Raw genomic sequence first — 20,703 nt, 5'->3', positions numbered from 1 at the left:
CAACCCGGCGGCGAGGCGCCGGTTTCACTCTTGAAAGGCCGCCAGACGCCTCTTATAGACTGCCGAACGGCGATTCCGGCCTTGGCTGGCATGTCGTCGTTGCGGGCGGTTAGCTCAGCGGTAGAGCACTACGTTGACATCGTAGTGGCCACTGGTTCGATCCCAGTACCGCCCACCATTTTCGCCGGCCCCCGATTTTCGGGGGCTTTCGGTTTCACGGCGCGGCCTCGTGCAGCGCAGAAAGGGAGAGATGCGATGAAGGTTCGCAACTCGCTGCGCTCGCTGAAGGAGCGCCACAAGGACTGTCAGGTGGTGCGCCGCAAGGGCCGCATCTACATCGTCAACAAGACCAATCCGCGCTTCAAGGCCCGTCAGGGCTGAGGCCGGTCCTCAAGCGTGACATGCGAGCGCCCGCAGCCTCTCCGGCCGCGGGCGTTCTGCATTTACGGCGCCGTCAGCCGCCGAAGATGCTGTCGGCCAGCATCCGCACCATCATCGTCTCGTCGAGATAGCCGGTGACCGGCAGGTTGCCGTCGCGCTGATACTGCCGGATCGCCCGGCGCGTATCGGCGTCGAAGGTCCCGTCCACGCGCCCCGGATCGAGGCCCATCTGCGCGAGCCGCTGCTCGACCATCTGGCGCACCGCTGCCGGAAGACCCAGCGCCGCCTCGGCCGCCGCGTCCCGCTGCGCCGCTTCGAGCGCGGCGAGCCGGCGCCGCGCCTCTGCGGCGTTCGGACTGTTGCCGTGGCGGTCGAGATAGGCCCGCCACTCGGCGATTGTGTTGGCGTTGAGCGCCCGCTGATAGGCCGCGGTGTCGGTCTGCGTCGTCGCCGCCCCGATCGCGCGCCGCGCCTCGGCCGCGTGGATACCGTTCGGGTAACGCTCGAGATAGGCGCGCATCCCCGCGACGCCGCCGGGCTGGGCCACGTCCTCCCAATAGGCCTGGTCGCGGGCCCGCTCGGGCGAGCGCGCCTCCGCCTGCGCCGCCGCATCGCGCAGCATCTGCAGCGTCCGTGCGTCGAGGTGGCCGGTCTCCGGCAGGCGGCTGTCGCGCTGCCAGCGGGTGATCGCCGCGCGGGTGCCGGAGCCGAAGACGCCGTCCACCCCGCGCGTGTCGTAGCCGAGGACCGTCAGCGCTCGCTGCACCTGCCCCCGCTCGGTGCGCGAGAGGTTCAGCTGCGCCTCGCGCAGCTGTGGCGTGCTGGTCACCGGCGCCTCGGGCGAAGGCGTCACGACCGCCGGACCGGGACTCGCGACCGCCGGACGCGCGGGCGGCCCGGCAAGCTGGCGCATCGAGGAGTGCACTGCCAGCGCCTCCGCGACCGTCGCGTTCGGGCGCAGCAGCACCTCGGCCGCGCGGGCGACCGCGGCGGGCGTGCCGGTGAGCACCGTGACCCGCTGCCCCGTCATGCCCAGCGGTCCGATGCCGTTCGCCAGCCTCAGGCCCGGCCGCAGCTGGCCGGAGGCATCGCCCAGCAGCAGCACATTCATCGGCCCGCCGTCCTGCATCAGGTCGATCACCTGCGACAGCGCCACACCCTGCTCCGCGGCCCGCGCAAGGCCGGGCGCGTCGGTCGCCGGCTGCATCAGGTAGCTGTCCTGCTGGCCCTTCATGAAGCGGCCGGTCAGCACCACGATCCGCTTGCCGGGCGCGGCGTCCGGCTGTTGCAGCGTCGCAAGCGCCCGGACCATGTCTTCGCGCGAGAGGCTGATGCCCGAGGCGGTGCCGTAGCCGGCATCGCGGAACCGCGCGAACAGCGCGTTGGCGTCGGGCGCTGCCGTGCTGGCGATGCCCTGATACTCGGCCTGCACGATCCCGACGGCCCGGTTCTCGGCCGAAGCCGCCCCTCCCAGCATCACGAGGGCCGCAAGACCCGATCCCAGCACCGCACGCATCCGCATCCCGCATCCCTCCATCCGAGGGCCCGCGGTCAGTCGTAGCTGCGCCGGTCCTCGATCACCTTGCCGTCATTCGGCAGCGATCCCGGCGCCACCAGTTCGACCCGGCCCCTCAGCTTCAGCGCTTCGAGGACCGACCCCTCGTATAGCGCCGGGTTTTCCCCTTTGGTTTCAAGTTGCACCACCATCACGTCCATTTCATCCCGGCGATCGGCGATGACACGGGCGCGCGAGACCTCCGGATGGCGCGCGACGAGGGCCGCGACCTGCTCGGGGCGGACGAACATGCCCTTGATCTTCGCGGTCTGGTCGGCGCGTCCCATCCAGCCCTTGATCCGCATGTTGGTGCGGCCGCAGGGCGAGATGCCGGGCATGACGGCCGAGAGGTCGCCGGTGGCGAAACGGATCAGCGGATAGTCGGGGTTGAGCGTGGTCACGACCACCTCGCCCACCTCGCCCTCGGGGACCGGATCGCCGGTGCCAGGGCGGACGATCTCGACGATCACGCCCTCGTCCACGATCATCCCCTCGCGCGCCTCGGATTCATAGGCGATGCTGCCGAGATCGGCGGTGGCGTAGCATTGCAGGGTGTCGATGCCGCGCTCGGCATAGAGGGCGCGCAGCGACGGAAACAGCGCACCGCCACCCACGACGGCGCGGGTGAGGGCGAGCGTCTCGCCCATCTCGTCGGCCTTCTCTATGATCACCTTCAGGAAGTCCGGCGTCCCGGCGTAGCAGGTGGTGCCGATGTCCACGGCGGCGCGGACCTGCATCTCGGTCTGACCGGTGCCGGCGGGCAGCACCGCGGCGCCCACGGCGCGCGCCGCGCTTTCGAACATCATCCCCGCGGGCGTCAGGTGATAGCCGAAGCAGTTGTGCAGGATGTCGCTCGACCCCACGCCGGCAGCGTAGAGGAAGCGGCCGAGCCGCCACCAGTCGTCGCCCAGCCGTCCCGGCTCGTAGATCGGGCCCGGCGACTGGAACACATGGTCGAACTCGTGCGGGTAGCGCGTGGCGTAGCCGCCGAAAGGCGGCTTCTTCTTCTGCGCCTCGCTCAACTCCGACTTTCGCATCACCGGCAGCCGGGCGAGATCCTCGCGCGAGCGGATGTCCTCGGGCTCGACGTCGCGCAGCGCCCGCGCCAGCGCCGGGGCGCGCTTGGCGTTGGCAAACGCCTCGCCGAGGTCGCGGGCAAGGTCGTCGACCCGCTGCTCGGGCTCGCGGGTCTCGAGGTCGTCGTAATAGCCCGGCATGGGCGTTGCTCCTTCTGGCGGCGTCAGGCCAGCCAACGCTTGCGGCGGCGATAGGATCGCACGTCGCGGAAACTCTTGCGGCCCTGCTCGGACATGCCGAGATAGAACTCCTTCACGTCCGGGTTCTCGCGCAACGCCTGCGCCGGGCCGTCCATCACTACCCGGCCGCTCTCCAGGATGTAGCCGTAATGCGCGTAGCGCAGCGCCACGTTGGTGTTCTGCTCGGCCAGCAGAAAGGTCACGCCCTCGGACTCGTTCACGGTCTTCACGATCTCGAAGATCTGCTCGACCAGCTGCGGCGCGAGGCCCATCGACGGCTCGTCCAGCAGGATCGTCTCCGGCCGGCTCATCAGCGCGCGGCCCATCGCCGTCATCTGTTGCTCGCCACCGGAGGTGTAACCGGCCTGGCTCCGACGCCGCTCCTTCAGGCGCGGGAAATAGGTGTAGACCATCTCCAGATCGCGCTGGATCGCGGCGTTGCCGTCGCTGCGAGTATAGGCGCCGGTCAGCAGGTTCTCCTCGACGGTCAGGTGCTCGAAGCAGTGGCGGCCCTCCATCACCTGGATGACGCCCGCCTTGACCAGTGCCGCCGGGTTCAGCCGGGCGATGTCCTGGCCGCGATAGGTGATCGTGCCCTTGGTGACCTCGCCGCGCTCGGAATGCAGCAGGTTCGAGATCGCCTTCAAGGTCGTCGTCTTGCCGGCGCCGTTGCCGCCGAGCAGCGCGGTGATGCCGCCCTTGGGCACATGCAGGCTGACGCCTTTCAGCACCAGAATGACGTGGTTGTAGATCACCTCGATGTTGTTGACCTCGAGGAGGGTCTCGGCCGCCACGGGATCGGCGGCGCGGTGGGCGGGGGCGGCGTCCAGCATGGCGGAACCTCGGAGTGGAGTGCCCCGGCGGCGCGGACCGCCAGGGCAGGTGTCTCAGGAGCAGCGCGGCGTCACGCCCGCCTCGGCGGCATAGGCGGCGCTGTCTTCCTCGATCAGCGGCTGCAGCACCTCCTGATCCGGCTCGGTGAACTCGGTGATGAGGTTCCACTTGCCGGCGCTCGCGTCCCATTGCTGCACGCGGGCCATGCCGCTGCCGCCGTGGTTCTCGCAGCTCATGGTGATCGGCGGGCCGAAATCGGGCAGCCCCAGCTCGGCCAGCCGCTCGGGCGTGATGTCGAGTGCCTCGAAGCCGTCGCGCAGCTGCGCCGCACTGATGGCGGCGGTGCCGGAAAGCTCCTGCGCCTTGCGGATCGCCTCCGAGATCACCAGCGCCGCATACATCCCGCGCGAGTAGAGCACGGTGCCGACATGCTGCCCGCCCTGGCTCGCCTTGCCCGGCGCGATGACATGCTCCTGCAGCTCGTCATAGATCGGATAATCCTGGCCAACGCCGTGGAAGGCCAGCGCCTTGTAGCCGTTGGCCGCCGCGCCCGCCGGGAGCACGTCAGGCTCGGAGCCCGACCACCAGATGCCGATGAACTGCTCCATCGGATAGCGGACGTTCGCGGCCTCCTGGATGGCGGCCTGGTTCATCACGCCCCAGCCCCACATGATGACGTAATCCGGCTGCTCGCGCCGGATCTGGAGCCATTGCGACTTCTGCTCCTGCCCGGCGGCGGCATCGACCGGGATCTCGGTCAGGGTGTAGCCGTGCTTCTCGGCCAGTTCCTGCAGGGTGCGGATCGGCTCCTTGCCATAGGCGCTGTTGTGGTAGAGCAGCGCGATCTTCTTGCCCTCGAGGCTGCCGCCGTTCTGGTCCAGCAGATACTTGATCGCGACCGAGGCGCCGTCCCAGTAGTTCGCGGGCGCGTTGAACACCCACTCGAACACCTTGCCGTTCTTGGCCGAGGTGCGCCCGTAGCCGGGCGTGTAGAGGACGATTCCGTCAGCGCTGACCTTGGGGATCAGCTGGTAGGTGATCCCGGTCGAGAGCGGGTTGTAGACGATCGCGCCCGAGCCCTTCGTCGATTCGTAGCACTCGACCCCCTTCTCGGTGTTGTAGGCGGTCTCGCATTCCGGGACCTGGATGCGCTCGCCGCCGATGCCGCCGTCACGCTCGTTCAGGAGGGTGAAGTAGTCGTTGAAGCCGTCGGCATATTGCGTGCCGTTCGCGGCATAGGGGCCGGTGCGATAGCTGAGGTTCGGCACGACGAGGTCGGCCAGCGCCGGGGCGGCGGCCATCATGGCAGCGGCGGCGAGCGCGGTCAGGCGGAAGTTCATTCGGGGTCTCCTCCCTTGGGTGCTTCAGGCCGGTTGGCTCCGGCGGTTATCAGTGCGGGAACGGCCACAGCCGCAGCTTCTCCTTCGTCAGCCGCCAGAGCTGCGCCAGCCCGTGCGGCTCGAGGATCAGCACGATGATGATGAGCGCGCCGACGATCATCAGCTCGACATAGGCGGCGAGATCCGTGGGCCAGCCCATGCCGCCGACAAGGACGTTCTTCAGCAGCACCGGCAGCAGCACCATGAAGGCCGCGCCCGCGAAGCTGCCGAAGATCGAGCCGAGGCCGCCGATGATGATCATGAAGAGGATCAGGAAGCTCTTGTTCAGCCCGAAGGCCTCGCCGACCTCCGCCGCGCCGAGATAGACCGCGAAGAACAAGGCGCCTGCGATGCCGACGAAGAACGAGCTGACGCCGAAGGCCGTCAGCTTGGCGTTCAGCGGGTTCACCCCGATGATCTCGGCCGCGATGTCCATGTCCCGGATCGCCATCCACTTCCGCCCGATGGTGCCCCGCGTCAGGTTCCGCGCCACCCAGGCGACCGCCACCGCGAAGACGAGGCAGAGCAGGTATTTCGCCGCGGGCGTGGTGCCGGGGCCGGTGATGACCTGCCCCAGCAGCGAACGCTCGGGCATGTTGATCTGGCCCGAGGCCGAATAGTTGTAGAACCACGGCACCTTGTTGAAGAGCCAGACGAGGAAGAACTGCGCCGCGAGCGTCGCGACGGCGAGGTAGAAGCCCTTGATCCTGAGGCTCGGCAGCCCGAACAGCATCCCCACGAGGGCGGTGATGATCCCGGCCAGCAAAACGTGGATGACGATGTTGATGTCGGGGAATGACGTCGTCAGCTTGTAGACCGCATAGGCGCCCACGGCCATGAAGCCGCCGGTGCCGAGGCTCAGCTGCCCCGCATAGCCGACGAGGATGTTCAGCCCGATCGCCGCGATCGCATAGATCAGGAACGGCACCAGGATTGCGTTGGCCCAGTAGTTGTCGATGACGAAGGGGATGACCAGGAAGGCCACGGCCAGCAGCGCGTAGTAGCCCCAGCGGTCCAGCCGGATCGGGAAGGTCTGGCCGTCGTCACGGTAGCTGGTCTTGAAGTCGCCGGCTTCGCGATAGAACACGGGCGTCAGCTCCTGTGGCTGGCGGTGCAGCGGGGGCTTCGCGCCCCCGCACCCCCGCGGGATATTTTCAGACAGAAGAAGGGTGCAGGCATCAGGGTCACACCCGCTCGATGATGCGCTCGCCGAACAGGCCCTGCGGCCGGAAGACGAGGAAGACGAGGGCCAGCACATAGGCGAACCAGGTTTCGGTCGCGCCGCCGACCAGCTGGCCGACCCAGAACTCGAACAGCTTTTCGCCCACGCCGATGATGAGCCCGCCGACGATGGCGCCGGGGATCGAGGTGAAGCCGCCGAGCATCAGCACCGGCAGCGCCTTGAGCGCGATCAGGCTGAGCGAGAACTGGACGCCCGACTTGGCCCCCCACATGATGCCCGCGACGAGGGCCACGAAGCCGGCGATGGACCAGACCAGAACCCAGATGAAGCGCAGGCTGATGCCGACCGACAGCGCCGCCTGATGGTCATCGGCGACGGCGCGCATGGCCCGGCCCTGCCGGGTGTATTGCGAGAACATGACCAGCGCCGCGACCAGCAGGGTCGCCACCACGGCCGCGACGATGTCGAGGCGGTCGATGAAGAAGCCGTAGCCGAACACGGCATGCGTCCAGGCCTCGACCGACTCGCTGATGCCCTGCGGGATGCCGACGTCCAGCACCTTGACGTCGGCGCCCCACATCACGTCGCCGAGGCCCTCGAGGAAATAGGCCAGCCCGATGGTCGCCATGAACAGGATGATCGGCGCCTGATTCACCAGATGGCGCAGGATCAGCATGTTGATGAGCCAGGCGAGGCCGACCATGACCACCGCCGTCAGCAGGACCGCCAGCGCGGCGGGCACCGTGAAGCCGAAGGTCCCGATCCGGTTCCCGGTGATGGCCGAGAGGAGCGGGGCGAAGGGTACCTGGCCGTTCATGATGCCGACCAGCGTCAGCGCCGCGAAGAGGCACATCACCCCCTGGGCGTAGTTGAAGACGCCCGAGGCCTTGAAGATCAGCACGAAGCCGAGGGCGACAAGGGCATACATGACGCCCGTCATCAGCCCGTTCAGGACCACCTCGGCGGAATAGAGGAGCTGGTCCATCAGTGGCGCCCTCCCGGTGCGTGCGAAGCACACACCCTACGCGGCCCTGTAGGGTGCGTCCTCTGGACGCACCGCTCCACCGCGAACCCGTCACTCATGCGCCACCCCAAGATAGGCGTCGATCACCGCCTGGTTGCTCCGCACCTCGGCCGGCGTCCCGTCGCCGATCTTGCGACCGTAATCCATCACCACCACCCGGTCCGAGAGGTCCATGACCACGCCCATGTCATGCTCGATCAGCGCGATGGTGGTGCCGAACTCGTCGTTCACGTCGAGGATGAAGCGGCTCATGTCCTCCTTCTCCTCGACATTCATGCCCGCCATCGGCTCGTCCAGCAGCAGCAGCTTCGGCTCGGCCGCGAGCGCGCGGGCAAGTTCCACCCGCTTCTTCAGCCCGTAGGGCAGCCGCCCCACGGGCGTCTTGCGGATCGCCTGGATCTCGAGGAAGTCGATGATCTTCTCGACCTGCTCGCGATGCGCGACCTCCTCGCGCTCGGCCCGGCCCCACCACAGCGCCTGCTCCAGCATCGAGGCCTTCATCATCGTCAGGCGCCCGGTCATGATGTTGTCGAGGACCGACATGCCGTCGAACAGGGCGATGTTCTGGAAGGTCCGGGCGATGCCCAGCCGCGCGACCTCGTAGGGTTTCATCGGTCCGCGACGCTGCCCGCGGAACCAGACCTCGCCCTCCTGCGGGACGTAAAAGCCCGAGATAACGTTCAGCATCGAGGACTTGCCGGCGCCGTTCGGGCCGATGATGGCGCGGATCTCGCCCTCGCGGATGTCGAAGCTGATGTCCTTGATCGCGACGACGCCGCCGAAGCGCAGCGTGATGTTGCGCATCTCCATCAGCACGCCGCCGATCCTGCGGCCATCGGGGGTGACATGGCCCTCGGGCGCGGGCGCGGTTTCGGCCAGGTTCATGCCGCAGCCCTCGTCTCGGCCACCGCCCCGGCGCGGGGGAACACCGGCGCGTCCTCGATCCTCAGCGTCGCCTTCAGCCGCCCCTTGCGGCCGTCCTCATAAGTCACTTCAGTCTCGGTGTAGATGCTGTCGCGGCCGTCATAGAGAGCGGCGATCAGGTCGGCGTATTTCTCTCCGATCACGGCGCGCTTGACCTTGCGCGTCCGCGTCATCTCGCCGTCATCCGCGTCCAGCTCCTTGTGCAGCACGAGGAAGCGGTGGATCTGGCAGCCCGACAGCATCGGGTCCTGCGCCACGGAGGCGTTCACCTCGCTGATATGGGCCTTGATCGTGGCATAGACCTGCGGGTGCCCGGCCAGCTCCTGATAGCTCGCATAGGCGATGTTGTTGCGCTCGGCCCAGTTGCCCACGGCCTGGAGGTCGATGTTGATGAGCGCGGTGCAATAGTCTCGGCCGTTCCCGAGGACCACGGCCTCGAGGATGTTGGGATAGAACTTCAGCTTGTTCTCGACATACTTGGGCGCGAACATCGAGCCGTCGGCCATCCGGCCCACGTCCTTGGCGCGGTCGATGATCCGCAGATGCCCGGTCTCGGGGTCGAAGAAGCCCGCGTCGCCGGTCGCCACCCAGCCCTCGGGGTCCTTGGTCGAGGCGGTGCTTTCGGGGTTGCGGTAGTATTCCACGAAGGTGCCGGGCGAGCGGTAGAAGACCTCGCCGCTGTCCGCGATCCGCAGCTCCACCCCCGGCGAGGGGACGCCGACGGTATCGGGCCGCACCTCGCCGTCCGGCTGCTGGGTGATGAAAACGGTGGCCTCGGTCTGGCCGTAGAGCTGCTTCAGGTTGATCCCGAGCGAGCGGTAGAAGTCGAAGATCTCCGGCCCGATCGCCTCGCCGGCGGTATAGCCCACGCGGATGCGGCTGAGGCCGAGGGTGTTCTTCAGCGGGCCGTAGATGAAGACGTTGCCGAGCGCATAGGCGAGCCGGTCCCCGGCCGGGACCTGCCGCCCGTCGAGGATTGCCGGGCCGACCCGGCGGGCGGTCCGCATGAAGCGGTCGAAGAGCCAGCGCTTGAAGCGGCCCGCGTCCTCCATGCGGATCATCACGTTGGTCAGCTGGCCCTCGAACACGCGCGGCGGGGCGAAGAAATAGGTCGGGCCGATCTCGCGCATGTCGGTCATCATCGTCTCGGCGCTTTCGGGGCAGTTCACGCAGAACCCGGCCCAGAGGGCCTGCCCGGCCGAGAAGATGAAGTCGCCGACCCAGGCCATCGGCAGATAGGCCAGCACGTCCTCGGACGCGCGCAGGTGGTCGAACTCGGCCGTGGATTTCGCGGTCTCGATCACGTTGCGGTTCGACAGCACCACGCCCTTCGGCCGCCCGGTGGTGCCCGAGGTATAGAGCATCACCGCCGTGTCGTCGTAGCCCAGCGCGGCGATCCGCGCGTCAAGCTCGGCCCCCAGCCGCTGCTCGGCCGCGCGGCCCTCGGCCTTCACATGCTCCAGCCAGTTCATCCGGCCGTCGTCGTATTTCCGCATGCCGCGCTTGTCGGTGTAGACGATCTGCTCGACGGTAGGCGTCTCGCCCTCGGCCTCGATGATCTTGTCCACCTGCTCCTGATCGCCGCAGACGGCGAAGCGGGCGCGGCAATGGCCGAGGACATATTCGGTCTCGGACGCCACCGCGTCCTGGTAGAGCGGCACCGGCACGGCGCCGCACATCTGCGCGGCCAGCATCGACCAGTAATGCGCCGGACGATTGCGGCCGATGACGGCGACATGGTCGCCCCGCTCGAGCCCGAGGACGAGGAAGCCCAGTGCGATCTCCCGCACCTGCTGCGCGGCTTCGGCCCAGGTCCAGCTCTGCCAGATGCCGAACTCCTTCTCGCGCCAGGCGGGCCTGCCCGGAAAGCGCGCCGCGTTGCGCGCCAGCAGCGCCGGCATCGAGACCGGATGGGCCGCGGTGGCCGTGGTCGTGTCCTTCATCGTCCTCCCCCCGGCGCGCGAGCGCCTCGCCGGTGCCGTCTTCCGCGGCTTCCGGTGCCGGCCATCAGAACCGGCAAATCGTTGCGGCACTTTTTCCAGAACCTAACAAATTGTTACATGCTCCGGCCCGATGAATGCTATCGCTGCGACATGCTGTCCGACGCCACCCGAGCCGAGCTGACCCGTTCGGGCCTCAACCTGATCCCGCAGGCGATCTCGATCTTCGACGCCAGCCTGCGGCTTGCCGTCAGCAACCGCAGCTACCGCGAGATGTTCGACCTGCCCCCGCACCTGACCGAGCCGGGCGCGGCCTTTGAGGACACGATCCGCTTCCTCGTGACGCGGGGCGAATACGGCCCGGTGGACGACCCGGAAGAAGCCGTCCGCTTCCGCGTCGAGCAGGCGCGCGCCTTCCAGCCGCATTATTTCGAGCGCACCCGTCCCGACGGCCGCATGATCGCGGTGGAGGGGGCGCCCTTGGCGCAGGGGGGCTGGGTTGCCGTCTATACCGACATAACCGAAATCCGCCGGCAGGAGGGGCTGCTGCGCACCCGGTCCGAGGAGCTGTCGGGCCAGATCCTCGATCATGCCGAGCGCCTCGCTGCCGCCAACCGCGAGCTTGCCGCGATGAACGCCTCGCTGGAGGAAGCCAAGCGCGTGCTGACCGAGGCCGAGGCGCGGACCCGGCAGGTCACGGAGATGGTCCCCGCGCATATCGCGCATCTGGACGCGGGCGGGCGCTACAGCTTCTCCAACAACCAGCTTTCGGAGGTGTTTCCGGGCGCGCGGCGGTCGATCGTCGGGCTGAGCATCGCCGAGGCGGTGGATGCCGGGACCTGGGCGAAGATCAGGCCGTTCTGGCAGAAGGCTCTGACGGGCGCGCCGCAGGTGTTCGAACTCACCCACGACGCCTCCGGCCGGCGCATCCGCGTCGCGCTCAGGCCCGACCGGGCGGGGGGCGGCGTCTATGTCCTCTCGACGGATGTCACCGCCGAGGTTCAGGCCCGCGAGGCGCTGATGCACGCCGCCCGGCGGGCGCTGGCCGCCAGCCTGACCTCCGGCCTGGCGCATGACTTCGGCAACCTGCTGACGATCATCCTCGCGCTGCAGGACCGCCTCGCCCGCCTTGCGCTGCCGCAGGAGGCGGCGGCGGACGTGCAGGCGACCATCGCCGCCGCGCGGCGGGGAACGACGCTGCTCGACGGCATCGCCTCGATCACCGCGCCCCGGACGGTGGTCGCGCGGCCGGTGGACGTGGCGGCGCTGCTGGCGGAGGTGGCGGCACTGGCGCGGCCCTCGCTGGGCGAGGGGATCGCGCTTGAGGTCGTGGCGGACCTCAAGGCCGAGCCGCTGATGCTGGATTCCGGCCACCTGCAGGACAGCCTGCTGAACCTCGTCCTGAATGCCCGCGATGCGTTGGCGGGCACCGGCGGTGGGCATATCGAAATCACCGCGAAGGCCGCGGGACAGTGGCTTGACCTCACCGTCGAGGATGACGGCCCCGGCTTCTCCGACCCGGCCCTGTCACAGGCGACGCAGCCGTTCTTCACCACCCGGCCGGGGCAGGGCTCGGGCCTCGGGCTTTCGCAGGTCTACGACCAGACCAAGCTCGCGGGCGGCACCCTGCGCCTCGGCAACCGGCCCGGCGGCGGCGCGCGGGTGAGGCTGCGGCTGCCGCGACGCGCCGCGCGGCGCCTGATGGTGCTGGTGGTGGATGACGAGCCGGCGATCCGCGCCCATGTCCGCGACATGCTGACCGGCTTCGGCCATGCGGTGATCGAGGCCGGGTCGCTCGCCGAGGCGCGGGGCTTGCTGGACCTGCCCGGCCTCGGCCTGATCCTGTCGGACCTGCAGCTCGGGGATGGCCTCGGCTCCGACCTCGCCGCCGCCGCGCCGATGCCGGTCCTGCTGATGACCTCGCTGCCGCCCGGCGACCCGCTGCGCGAGGGCGCTGGCGTGCCGGTGCTCTCGAAACCCCTCGACCCCGCGGCGCTCGCCGTCCGGCTGATGGAGATTGCCGATGCCTGATACCGCGAGGCGGCCCCTCGTCGCCATCCTCGACGACGAGGCCGAAATCCGCCGCCTGCTCTGCTCCGCGCTCGAGGAGGCCGGCTTCCGGACCCAGGGCTTCGCCCGCGCGACCGAGTTCGAGGCCGCGCTGCGGCGCATGGCGCCCGACGCGATCCTGCTCGACCTCGGGCTGCCCGACCGCGACGGGCTGGCGCTGGTCCAGCGGCTCGCGGCCGAGTCGGGGGCGGCGATCCTCATCATCTCGGGGCGGGCGCAGCTGCAGGACCGGGTGACGGGGCTCGAGCTCGGCGCCGACGACTACATCGCCAAGCCGTTCGAGCTGGCCGAGGTCGTGGCCCGCGTCCGCGCCCGCCTGCGCCGCCCCGCCGCCGTGGCCGCGCGCCCCGGCCACCGCGCGCGCTTCTCCGGCTGGACCGCCGATTTCGACCGCTACGCGCTCATTTCGCCCGAAGGCCGCGAGGCGCCCTTCAGCCACGCGGAGGGTGAGGTGCTGCGGCTGTTTCTGGAAAGCCCGCGCCGGTTGATTTCGCGCGCGCAGATGCTCGAGAGCCTCGGCGGCGCGGGCGGCGAGAGCTTCGACCGGGCGATGGACGTGCGGATCTCGCGGCTGCGGGGGAAGCTGGGCGAGGATCCGAAGAACCCGCGGCTGATCAAGACGATCTACGGGGCGGGGTATATCTTCCTGGGCGAGGTGAGCTGGGAGTAGAAGCGCGGCGAAGCGGGGGTTTCACACCCCCGCACCCCCGTAGGATATTTGGATCAAGGCGAAGAGGAGCGGAGTTACTCCGCCGCCTGCGCCATCCCCGCCGCCTCCACGTCCCAGCCCGAGATCGCCTTGGTGTCCGAGAACTCCTCCAAGCCCGCGATCCCGCCCTCGCGCGCGCGACCCGAGGCCTTGACGCCGCCGAAGGCCGACCCTGCCCCGCGCGGCTTGCCGTTCATCTCGACCATGCCCGAGCGCAGCTGCCGCGCCACGCGGTTGCGGCGCGCGCCGTCCTGGCTCTGAACGTAGTTGGTCAGGCCGTAGATCGTGTCGTTGGCGATCTCGACCGCCTCCTCCTCGGTCTCGAAGGGGATGATCGACAGCACCGGGCCGAAGATCTCCTGCCGGGCGATGGTCATGTCGTTGGTCACGTCCGCGAACACCGTCGGGCGCACGAAATAGCCGCGGTTCACGCCTTCGGGCAGGCCGGTGCCGCCCGCGACCAGCCGCGCGCCCTCGTCGATGCCCTTCTGGATCAGGTCCTGGATCTTCTCCCACTGCTGCTTGCTGACCACCGGGCCGATATGCTTGCCCGGCTCGTGGCCGGACGCGACCCTGGTCTCCTCGGCCACGCGCTTCGCGGTCTCGATCGCCTTCTCATAGACGGAACGCTCGACCAGCATCCGCGTCGGCGCGTTGCAGCTTTGCCCGCTGTTGTAGAAGCAGTGCCGCGCGCCGCGCTCGACCGCCTTCTCGTCCGCATCGGCGAAGACGAGGTTCGCGCCCTTGCCGCCAAGCTCCAGCGTCACCTTCTTGAGGCTGTCCGCCGCCGCCTTGGTGATCGCGATCCCGGCGCGGGTAGAGCCGGTGAAAGAGATCATGTCCACGTCCTTGTGGACCGACAGCTGCGTGCCGACGCCCGCGCCGTCGCCGTTCACGAGGTTGAAGACGCCCTTCGGCAGCCCGGCCTCGTCCACGATCTCGGCAAACAGCATCGAGGACAGCGGCGCGATCTCGCTGGGCTTCAGGACCACGGTGTTGCCCATCAGGATCGCCGGGGCGACCTTCAGCGTGACCTGGTTCATCGGCCAGTTCCACGGCGTGATGAGGCCCACGACGCCGATCGCCTCATGCGAGATCATGCTCTCGGGCGCCTGCAGGCCCAGGGGCTTTACGAAGTCGAAGTCGCGGAAGGCGGTGATGAAGTTGGTGATGTGGTAGGTGCCGGCGTCCACCTGGTCGCCGAGGCTCATATCGGCCGGGGCGCCCATCTCATGGGTGATCGCCTCGGCCATGTCAGGGGCGCGGCGCTTGTAGATTTCCAGCAGCTTCTCGACATGGGCCAGCCGCTCCTCGGGCGGGGTCTGCGACCATGCCGGGAACGCGGCCTTTGCCGCGGCCACGGCGCGGTCGGTGTCGGCCTGCGCGCCGAGCGAGATCACCGCCACCGGCTCCTCGGTCGAGGGGTCGATCACCTCGAGGTCATGCGGCGCCGCGGGCGCTACCCATTCGCCATTGATGTAGAACTTGCGCTTGTCCTGCAGCCCGGCCATCGCCGCCTCCATCCCAGAAATCGGTCGGGCCAGAGGTTGGCAGTCCCGCACGCCGGCTGCAAGGCCGGCGGAACCGGCGATCTGGCGCGTCCTGCCGGCGATGTGACCGGAACAGCGCCTTCTGGCGCAGGAACGCCGCCGACCCTATGTTTCTCCCAGACATCCACCGGAGGGAATGCCGCCATGGGCCTGCGCATCAACGACACCGCACCGGACTTCACCGCCGACAGCACCGACGGCGAGATCCGCTTCCACGACTGGATCGGCGACGGCTACGCCATCATCCTCAGCCATCCGCGCGACTTCACCCCGGTCTGCACGACCGAGTTCGGGGCCGTGGCGCAGATGCTCCCCGAGTTCCGAAAGCGCAACACCAAGGTGATCGGCGTGTCGGTGGACAGCGTCAGCGACCATCACAAGTGGAAGGACGACATCTCGGGCCTCGCCGGCGCGCCCGCGGACTTCCCGATGATCGAGGACACCTCGCTCACGGTCTCGAAGCTCTACGACATGCTGCCCGCCGACGCCTACCTGCCGAAGGAGGGCCGGACCCCTGCCGACACCGCCACGGTGCGGACGGTCTATATCATCGGGCCGGATAAGAAGGTCCGCCTGACCATGACCTACCCGATGTCGGTTGGCCGCAATTATGCCGAGATCCTGCGCGCCCTCGACGCCGTGCAGGCGACGGACGGGGTGCCGATCGCCACGCCGGCCGACTGGAAGCCCGGCGAAGACGTGATCGCGGCGCTGTCGCTGAACGACCAGCAGGCCGAGGAGCGGTTCGGGAAGATGGACAAGAAGCTGCCCTATCTGCGCTTCGTGAAGCAGCCGCAGCGGGCCTGAGGCTCATGTCGGACCGCCCCCTCGGGCGGTCCCTCATCCGCCTCGGCGCGATGGCCCTGGGGCGGAGTCGGGCGCATCGGCAGGATGTCTGGCCGCATCTGGCAGTGGACCGCGTGGCGGGCGAGGTCCGCTGGCACGGGCGGTCGCTGGCGCGCCTGGTGCGCCTTGCCGAGATCGTGCCGCCGGGCGCGCCGCTCCTCGCGGTGGTCGGATCGGGGCCGTCGCTGGCGGCGCAGACGCCGGAGCGGCTGCCGCCGGGCAGCGCGATCCTGTGCAACGGCGCGGCGAGCCTCGCGGGGCGGGTCGCCCCGCTGGCCGTGGCGGTGGAGGACGAGCGCTTCGTTTATCGTCATGCCGCGATGCTGGCCGGGCTGGATCGCGGGCTGCCGCTGCTCCTCTCGGCCGCGGCGATGCGCGCCATGGCCGAGCATGATGCGAGCCTGCTGACGGGGCGGCCCCTGGCGCTGATCGACAATCTGGCGAAGCCCGTGAATGCGCCCCGGCGGCGGCTGGACGATCCGGCGCTCGACCCGATCCTGCGGCGCGCGGGGACGGCGGCGCTATCGCGCGATCCGGATGCGGGGGTGGTCATCACCGGCACGGTGGCCTTCAGCGCCATGCAGGTCGCGCTCGCAGCCGGTCCGGAGACGATCCTGCTGGCCGGGATCGACCTCGGCAACGCCGCCAGCCCGCGCTTCTACGAGAGCCCCGCGAACATGGCCGAGTCGGGGTTGCTCAAGGGCCTGCCGCGCATCATTGCTGGCTTTGCCCTGGCGCGGGACGAGGCCCGCGAGCGGGGGATCCGCCTTTCCTGCGCCTCGCCGGTCTCGACGCTGCTCGGCCTCGGCATCCCCTATGATTCGCGGCTCGCCTGAGCGGCCTGCCTGAACGCGCGCCGTTGACGCAGGGCGATCAGCTTCAGCGGGATCAGCCGGCGCTGCTTGATGAGGCCGTAGAAGAGGCTGCGCTCGGCGCCGGGGCCGCGGCGGGCTGGCGCGCCCCCCGGGGTGATCTCGCTCTCGACGCGGATGTCGCCGACCATTGCCGGCCAGACCGCGAGGCCGCGGCCGCTGCGCGTCAGCCAGTCGCGCAAGGCGTGGTCCACCGGGGCATGGATGCTGCGCCCGAGCTCGAGGAATCGCCGTGCGCCTTCGCGCGACCAGATCAGGCCAGTGGTGGTCATGGGGAAGTAGTGTGCCCGGACCAGCCCGAAGCGCCGGAAGCCACCATCGAACATGCCGAGGCGCGACGCATATTTCAGGCGGGTGGGGCCGATGTTCACGAGGTCCCAGCCCGGCTCGCGGCCGAGCCGCTCGATCAGCGCGGGCAGGCCCTCGTCCGCGCCGGGCATCAGCAGCAGGTCGTCCTCGAACACGACTCCGACCGGCGCGCCGGTTTGCAGGAACCGCTCGGCCGCGGCGAGGTGGCTGCGGAAGCAGCCGATCTCGCCGCCTTGCAGCGGTCGGCCCATGAAGCGCCATGCCCGGCGGGGGTCATAGGCGGGATCGGCCGAGGGATCGCGGCCGCGGCCGTCCACGGCCGGCACCCGCTCGAACGGGAGACCAGCCGCTTCGAGCTGGCGGGTGGCGGCCTCGAGGCGCGCATCGGAGCCGTCGAGGTTGATGACGAACACCGGCGCGGCAAGCGCCGCGCGTGGCGCCATGCCGGGCCGGGCCGAGGTAGTCAGGTCCATGGGTTCTCCATCCGATCGCCGCCACTAGCGCCGGCCTTCCGCCATGCGCAAGCCGGGCCGGCCATGAACCGCCGCCGCGTCAGCGCGGTTCCGGCCGGCTGGCGATGTAGACCGCCACCGCGAGGCAGACCGCCGCCTGCAGGCCCACGATCAGCCGCGGCACGCCGATCGTGAGCGCCAGCACCACGCCGAAGGTCATCGCGCTGATGGAGAACAGCTTCACCCCGCGCCGGATCTCGCCGCGCTCGAGATAGGCGCGCACCGGCGGGCCGTGGATCGGATGGCAGAGGATGCGCTCGCGCAGCGCGGGGGAGGAGCGGGCGAAGCAGAAGACCGCGAGGAGCAGGAACGGCACCGTCGGAACGACCGGCAACGCGAGGCCGATGGCGCCGAACCCTAGGGCCAGCCAGCCGCCGATCAGCCATAGCAAGCGCATTCGGGGCCTCCTTCCGCTCCGGTCGAGGGACATGGCCGCGCGCGGTCGGGGGCGCAACCCTCAGGCCGCAAGCTCGCGCAGGATCGCGTTCAGGACCGGGCGGCCGGCGGCGGTCGTTCGCAGCTGCCCGCCCATGCGCGCGACAAGGCCAAGCCCCTCGAGTTCCACGATCTTCGCCTCCGGCATATGCCAGCCGAGGGCATCGAGGCGGGCAAGCTCCACGCCTTCGGTCAGCCGCAGGCCCATCAGCAGATATTCGACCGCAGCCTCGTCCCGCGGCACCGCCTCGCGCAGCGATTCGCCGGAGCCGCTGGCCTCGACGGCGGCGAGCCATGCACCCGGTGCCCGGTGTGCCTCGGTGGCCATGCGCCCCTCGGGCAAGGTGATGCGGCCATGGGCGCCGGGGCCGACGGCGGCCCAGTCGCCCTGTCGCCAGTAGACGAGGTTATGGCGGCTCTCGGCCTCCGGTCGCGCGTGGTTCGAGACCTCGTAGGCCGGCATTCCCGCGGCCTCGCAGATTTCCTGCGTGTCGAACCAGAGATCCGAGGCGAGATCCTCGCCGGGCAGGCCCTTGAGGCCGCCCCTGGCGTGGCGGGCGCCGAAAGCGGTCTCCGGCTCGATGGTCAGCTGGTAGAGGGACAGGTGGTCGGCGGCCATGGCGAGGGCGTCGGAGAGTTCGGCGCGCCAGGCCGCGCGGGTCTGGTCCTGCCGGGCGTAGATCAGGTCGAAGCTCACCCGCCGGAAGGCAGCGCGGGCGATGTCGAGGGCAGCGCGCGCCTCGGCGCCCGAGTGCATCCGTCCCAGTCGGCGCAGGTCGGCGTCGCGCAGCGCCTGCACGCCCAGCGAGAGACGGTTGACCCCGGCATCGGCATAGCCGCGGAAGCGGCCCGCCTCGACGCTCGTGGGGTTGGCCTCCAGCGTCACCTCGACATCATTGGCCATCGGCCAGGCGGCGCGGGCGGCGTCCAGCACGGCGGCGACCGTCTCCGGCGCCATCAACGAGGGGGTGCCGCCGCCGAAGAACACCGAGCCGAGCACCCGGCCCGGGAGTTCGGCGCCGAGCCGGGCGACCTCTGCGGCGAGCGCCGCGGCCCAGCGGGGCTGGTCCACCGCCGCCGCGACGTGGCTGTTGAAGTCGCAATAGGGGCATTTGGCGACGCAGAAGGGCCAGTGGACATAGAGGCCGAAGCCGCCCGCCCGCCAGTCCTCGGCGACCGATGCCGACCGCATGTCATGCCCCGCGTCGCTCATTCCCTCAGCGCCGTGACCTCGATCTCGACCTTCATCTCGGGACGGATCAGCCCCGCGACAACCATCGTCGCGGCCGGGCGGACCTCGCCGAGGCGGCGGGCCAGCACCGGGGCGATCTCGTCCACGAGGGCGGCATCGGTCACGGTATACTGGACCCGCACGATATCGCCGCGCGTGAAGCCGGCCTCGTCCAGCGCTGCGAAGATCGTGGCGAAACAGTTCTCGGCCTGCTCCGCCGCGCTCTCTGGCATGGTCATCGCGGCGTAGTCGTAGCCGGTGGTGCCGGAGACGAAGCACCACGGCCCGCGGACCACGGCGCGGGAGTAGCCCAAGGCCGCCTCGAACGGCGATCCGCTTGAAATCCTATGCAAAGATCGTCTCCAGTTGGCGGAAGGCGGCGGCGCGGTGGCTGATGCGGTTCTTCTCCTCGGCGGTCATCTCGGCATAGGTCCGGTCGTCGCCATCCGGCACGAAGATCGGGTCGTAGCCATGCCCCTGCCGCCCGCGCATTGGCCAGACAAGGCGGCCGGGGGCTGTGCCCTCGAACACCTCCTCATGCCCGTCTGGCCAGACTAGCACGAAGGTCGCGCGGAACTGCGCGGTGCGCGGCTCCGGCACGGCGCGTTCGTCCAGCTCTCGCCACGTCCGCGTCATGGCCTGCACGAAGTCGCGGCCCTGCGGGGTCTCGGCCCAGTCGGCGGTGTGGACGCCCGGCGCGCCGTCGAGGCCGTCCACGGTGATGCCGCTGTCGTCCGCCAGCGCCGGCAGGCCGGTTGCCTCCATCGCCGCGCGAGCCTTGATGCGGGCGTTGCCAAGGAACGTATCCTCGGTCTCCGCCGGCTCGGCCAGCCCCATCTCACCGGCGCTGACCAGTTCCACCCCGTGAGGGGCGAAGAGCGCGCGCAGCTCCTCCATCTTTCCCGCGTTATGGGTGGCAACCAGCAGCTTGTTTCCCGTGAAACGTCTCATCCCAGCGCAGCCTTTTGCGCCGCCACCAACTCGGCCACGCCGCCCTCGGCCAAGGTCAGCAGTTCGTCCATCTGCGCGCGGGTGAAGGTCGCACCCTCGGCCGACATCTGCACCTCGACCAGCTTGCCCGCGCCTGTGATCACGAAGTTGCCGTCGGTGCCCGCCTCGCTGTCCTCGGCATAGTCGAGATCGACCACCGCCTGCCCGGCATAGATGCCACAGCTGATCGCGGCGACGTGATCGAGCAGCGGGTCGGTCGTGACCAGCTTCGCGGCCAGCAGCTTGTTCACCGCCAGCCTGAGCGCCACCCAGCCCCCGGTGATCGCCGCGCAGCGGGTGCCGCCATCGGCCTGGATCACGTCGCAATCCACGACGATCTGACGCTCTCCCAGGGCCTGCCGGTCCACCCCGGCCCGGAGCGCGCGCCCGATCAGGCGCTGGATCTCGACCGTGCGGCCGCCCTGCTTGCCTGCGGCGGCCTCGCGGCGGTTGCGGGTGTTCGTCGCGCGCGGCAGCATGCCGTATTCCGCCGTGACCCAGCCTTGGCCCGTGCCCTTCAGGAACGGCGGCGGCCTATCCTCGATCGAGGCGGCGCAGAGGACCTCGGTCCCGCCCATGCGGATCAGGCACGAACCCTCGGCATGGCGCTGCACCCCGGTCTCGATTGAAATCTGCCGCAATTCGCCTAGCTTTCGGCCGGAAGGGCGCATGACCTGATCCTTGCTGTCGGGATGTTCCGCGG

General features: G+C 69.6%; 20 protein-coding genes and 1 tRNA gene. 6 read left to right on the top strand and 15 right to left on the bottom strand.

Annotated elements, in window-relative coordinates; translation table 11 throughout:
- The first annotated feature begins 103 nt into the window (after positions 1 to 103).
- Positions 104 to 178, top strand: a tRNA-Val gene (locus GI374_RS05375).
- A gap of 77 nt (positions 179 to 255) precedes the next feature.
- Positions 256 to 381 carry a type B 50S ribosomal protein L36 gene (gene ykgO, locus GI374_RS05370; RefSeq protein ID WP_154335974.1) on the top strand — a complete coding sequence of 42 codons (126 nt, stop codon included), beginning with the start codon at positions 256 to 258 and terminating at the stop codon, positions 379 to 381.
- A 73-nt stretch (positions 382 to 454) separates the two neighbouring features.
- On the opposite strand, the gene GI374_RS05365 is transcribed toward ykgO, so the two are convergent.
- From GI374_RS05365 to GI374_RS05330, 8 genes are all read right to left on the bottom strand, one after another.
- Positions 455 to 1,903: a peptidoglycan-binding domain-containing protein gene (locus GI374_RS05365; protein ID WP_195759836.1), complete on the bottom strand. Its 1,449-nt coding sequence runs from the start codon at positions 1,901 to 1,903 to the stop codon at positions 455 to 457.
- A gap of 29 nt (positions 1,904 to 1,932) precedes the next feature.
- Positions 1,933 to 3,153: a phenylacetate--CoA ligase family protein gene (locus tag GI374_RS05360; RefSeq protein WP_154335972.1), complete on the bottom strand. Its 1,221-nt coding sequence runs from the start codon at positions 3,151 to 3,153 to the stop codon at positions 1,933 to 1,935.
- A 23-nt stretch (positions 3,154 to 3,176) separates the two neighbouring features.
- The gene (locus GI374_RS05355; RefSeq protein WP_154335971.1) at positions 3,177 to 4,025 is read right to left on the bottom strand and encodes an ABC transporter ATP-binding protein; all 849 of its coding nucleotides are present in this window, start codon (positions 4,023 to 4,025) and stop codon (positions 3,177 to 3,179) included.
- 54 nt (positions 4,026 to 4,079) lie between these two features.
- Positions 4,080 to 5,366, bottom strand: a complete 1,287-nt coding sequence (locus GI374_RS05350; protein ID WP_154335970.1) for an ABC transporter substrate-binding protein — start codon at positions 5,364 to 5,366, stop codon at positions 4,080 to 4,082.
- A gap of 49 nt (positions 5,367 to 5,415) precedes the next feature.
- Positions 5,416 to 6,492 carry a branched-chain amino acid ABC transporter permease gene (locus GI374_RS05345; RefSeq protein WP_370515159.1) on the bottom strand — a complete coding sequence of 359 codons (1,077 nt, stop codon included), beginning with the start codon at positions 6,490 to 6,492 and terminating at the stop codon, positions 5,416 to 5,418.
- Positions 6,493 to 6,589: 97 nt separating this feature from the next.
- Positions 6,590 to 7,573 carry a branched-chain amino acid ABC transporter permease gene (locus GI374_RS05340; protein WP_154335968.1) on the bottom strand — a complete coding sequence of 328 codons (984 nt, stop codon included), beginning with the start codon at positions 7,571 to 7,573 and terminating at the stop codon, positions 6,590 to 6,592.
- A gap of 90 nt (positions 7,574 to 7,663) precedes the next feature.
- Complete coding sequence (locus GI374_RS05335; RefSeq protein WP_154335967.1) at positions 7,664 to 8,497, bottom strand: ABC transporter ATP-binding protein; 834 nt, start codon at positions 8,495 to 8,497, stop codon at positions 7,664 to 7,666.
- Positions 8,494 to 10,479, bottom strand: a complete 1,986-nt coding sequence (locus GI374_RS05330) for an AMP-binding protein (RefSeq protein WP_154335966.1) — start codon at positions 10,477 to 10,479, stop codon at positions 8,494 to 8,496. Before GI374_RS05330 ends, GI374_RS05335 begins: the two co-directional genes overlap by 4 nt.
- 117 nt (positions 10,480 to 10,596) lie before the next feature.
- On the opposite strand from GI374_RS05330, the gene GI374_RS05325 reads away from it, so the two are divergent.
- The gene (locus GI374_RS05325; RefSeq protein WP_229582621.1) at positions 10,597 to 12,507 is read left to right on the top strand and encodes a PAS-domain containing protein; all 1,911 of its coding nucleotides are present in this window, start codon (positions 10,597 to 10,599) and stop codon (positions 12,505 to 12,507) included.
- Positions 12,500 to 13,216 (top strand): response regulator transcription factor, encoded by a 717-nt coding sequence (locus GI374_RS05320; RefSeq protein ID WP_154335965.1) that lies wholly within the window; start codon positions 12,500 to 12,502, stop codon positions 13,214 to 13,216. The genes GI374_RS05325 and GI374_RS05320 overlap by 8 nt, the downstream gene beginning before the upstream one ends.
- Before the next feature lie 74 nt (positions 13,217 to 13,290).
- Here GI374_RS05320 and GI374_RS05315 read toward each other — a convergent pair whose 3' ends face one another.
- Complete coding sequence (locus tag GI374_RS05315) at positions 13,291 to 14,766, bottom strand: aldehyde dehydrogenase family protein (RefSeq protein WP_154335964.1); 1,476 nt, start codon at positions 14,764 to 14,766, stop codon at positions 13,291 to 13,293.
- Positions 14,767 to 14,949: 183 nt separating this feature from the next.
- Here GI374_RS05315 and GI374_RS05310 point away from each other — a divergent pair, with 183 nt between their 5' ends.
- On the top strand, positions 14,950 to 15,612 hold the full coding sequence (locus tag GI374_RS05310; RefSeq protein WP_154335963.1) for a peroxiredoxin: 663 nt from the start codon (positions 14,950 to 14,952) through the stop codon (positions 15,610 to 15,612).
- Positions 15,613 to 15,617: 5 nt separating this feature from the next.
- Complete coding sequence (locus GI374_RS05305) at positions 15,618 to 16,487, top strand: glycosyl transferase (RefSeq protein ID WP_154335962.1); 870 nt, start codon at positions 15,618 to 15,620, stop codon at positions 16,485 to 16,487.
- Here GI374_RS05305 and GI374_RS05300 read toward each other — a convergent pair.
- The 6 genes from GI374_RS05300 to rph all read right to left on the bottom strand — a co-directional run bounded on the left by GI374_RS05300 (position 16,466) and on the right by rph (position 20,671).
- Positions 16,466 to 17,305 (bottom strand): glycosyltransferase family 25 protein, encoded by an 840-nt coding sequence (locus GI374_RS05300; protein ID WP_154335961.1) that lies wholly within the window; start codon positions 17,303 to 17,305, stop codon positions 16,466 to 16,468. The two genes, GI374_RS05305 and GI374_RS05300, sit on opposite strands and share 22 nt — an antisense overlap.
- A gap of 79 nt (positions 17,306 to 17,384) precedes the next feature.
- Positions 17,385 to 17,741 (bottom strand): YbaN family protein, encoded by a 357-nt coding sequence (locus GI374_RS05295; RefSeq protein WP_195759835.1) that lies wholly within the window; start codon positions 17,739 to 17,741, stop codon positions 17,385 to 17,387.
- A 60-nt stretch (positions 17,742 to 17,801) separates the two neighbouring features.
- Complete coding sequence (gene hemW, locus GI374_RS05290) at positions 17,802 to 18,992, bottom strand: radical SAM family heme chaperone HemW (RefSeq protein WP_229582618.1); 1,191 nt, start codon at positions 18,990 to 18,992, stop codon at positions 17,802 to 17,804.
- The gene (locus tag GI374_RS05285) at positions 18,989 to 19,363 is read right to left on the bottom strand and encodes a RidA family protein (protein WP_154335959.1); all 375 of its coding nucleotides are present in this window, start codon (positions 19,361 to 19,363) and stop codon (positions 18,989 to 18,991) included. The genes hemW and GI374_RS05285 overlap by 4 nt, the downstream gene beginning before the upstream one ends.
- A complete protein-coding gene (gene rdgB / locus GI374_RS05280; RefSeq protein WP_154335958.1) occupies positions 19,356 to 19,961 on the bottom strand; it encodes an RdgB/HAM1 family non-canonical purine NTP pyrophosphatase in 606 nt (201 codons plus the stop codon). The genes GI374_RS05285 and rdgB overlap by 8 nt, the downstream gene beginning before the upstream one ends.
- Entirely contained in the window at positions 19,958 to 20,671 is a 714-nt protein-coding gene (rph, locus tag GI374_RS05275; protein ID WP_154335957.1) for a ribonuclease PH, read from the bottom strand. The genes rdgB and rph overlap by 4 nt, the downstream gene beginning before the upstream one ends.
- Between the last annotated feature and the right edge of the window lie 32 nt (positions 20,672 to 20,703).

The sequence above is a fragment of the Paracoccus sp. S-4012 genome (assembly GCF_009674885.1).
GTDB lineage: Bacteria > Pseudomonadota > Alphaproteobacteria > Rhodobacterales > Rhodobacteraceae > Paracoccus.
The sequence above is the reverse complement of the archived record's forward strand: the minus strand, read 5'-3'. Positions and strand labels throughout refer to the sequence as shown.

What these genes read in the sequence shown, in the direction of transcription:
- GI374_RS05330 (WP_154335966.1), bottom strand. Translation starts at nt 10,479, where the DNA reads ATGAAGGACACGACCACGGCCACCGCGGCCCATCCGGTCTCGATGCCG.
- rdgB (WP_154335958.1), bottom strand. Translation starts at nt 19,961, where the DNA reads ATGAGACGTTTCACGGGAAACAAGCTGCTGGTTGCCACCCATAACGCG.
- GI374_RS05295 (WP_195759835.1), bottom strand. Translation starts at nt 17,741, where the DNA reads ATGCGCTTGCTATGGCTGATCGGCGGCTGGCTGGCCCTAGGGTTCGGC.
- GI374_RS05300 (WP_154335961.1), bottom strand. Translation starts at nt 17,305, where the DNA reads ATGGACCTGACTACCTCGGCCCGGCCCGGCATGGCGCCACGCGCGGCG.
- GI374_RS05365 (WP_195759836.1), bottom strand. Translation starts at nt 1,903, where the DNA reads ATGCGGATGCGTGCGGTGCTGGGATCGGGTCTTGCGGCCCTCGTGATG.
- GI374_RS05355 (WP_154335971.1), bottom strand. Translation starts at nt 4,025, where the DNA reads ATGCTGGACGCCGCCCCCGCCCACCGCGCCGCCGATCCCGTGGCGGCC.
- GI374_RS05310 (WP_154335963.1), top strand. Translation starts at nt 14,950, where the DNA reads ATGGGCCTGCGCATCAACGACACCGCACCGGACTTCACCGCCGACAGC.
- ykgO (WP_154335974.1), top strand. Translation starts at nt 256, where the DNA reads ATGAAGGTTCGCAACTCGCTGCGCTCGCTGAAGGAGCGCCACAAGGAC.
- GI374_RS05315 (WP_154335964.1), bottom strand. Translation starts at nt 14,766, where the DNA reads ATGGCCGGGCTGCAGGACAAGCGCAAGTTCTACATCAATGGCGAATGG.
- GI374_RS05325 (WP_229582621.1), top strand. Translation starts at nt 10,597, where the DNA reads ATGCTCCGGCCCGATGAATGCTATCGCTGCGACATGCTGTCCGACGCC.
- GI374_RS05320 (WP_154335965.1), top strand. Translation starts at nt 12,500, where the DNA reads ATGCCTGATACCGCGAGGCGGCCCCTCGTCGCCATCCTCGACGACGAG.
- GI374_RS05350 (WP_154335970.1), bottom strand. Translation starts at nt 5,366, where the DNA reads ATGAACTTCCGCCTGACCGCGCTCGCCGCCGCTGCCATGATGGCCGCC.
- GI374_RS05340 (WP_154335968.1), bottom strand. Translation starts at nt 7,573, where the DNA reads ATGGACCAGCTCCTCTATTCCGCCGAGGTGGTCCTGAACGGGCTGATG.
- GI374_RS05360 (WP_154335972.1), bottom strand. Translation starts at nt 3,153, where the DNA reads ATGCCGGGCTATTACGACGACCTCGAGACCCGCGAGCCCGAGCAGCGG.
- hemW (WP_229582618.1), bottom strand. Translation starts at nt 18,992, where the DNA reads ATGAGCGACGCGGGGCATGACATGCGGTCGGCATCGGTCGCCGAGGAC.
- GI374_RS05305 (WP_154335962.1), top strand. Translation starts at nt 15,618, where the DNA reads ATGTCGGACCGCCCCCTCGGGCGGTCCCTCATCCGCCTCGGCGCGATG.
- rph (WP_154335957.1), bottom strand. Translation starts at nt 20,671, where the DNA reads ATGCGCCCTTCCGGCCGAAAGCTAGGCGAATTGCGGCAGATTTCAATC.
- GI374_RS05335 (WP_154335967.1), bottom strand. Translation starts at nt 8,497, where the DNA reads ATGAACCTGGCCGAAACCGCGCCCGCGCCCGAGGGCCATGTCACCCCC.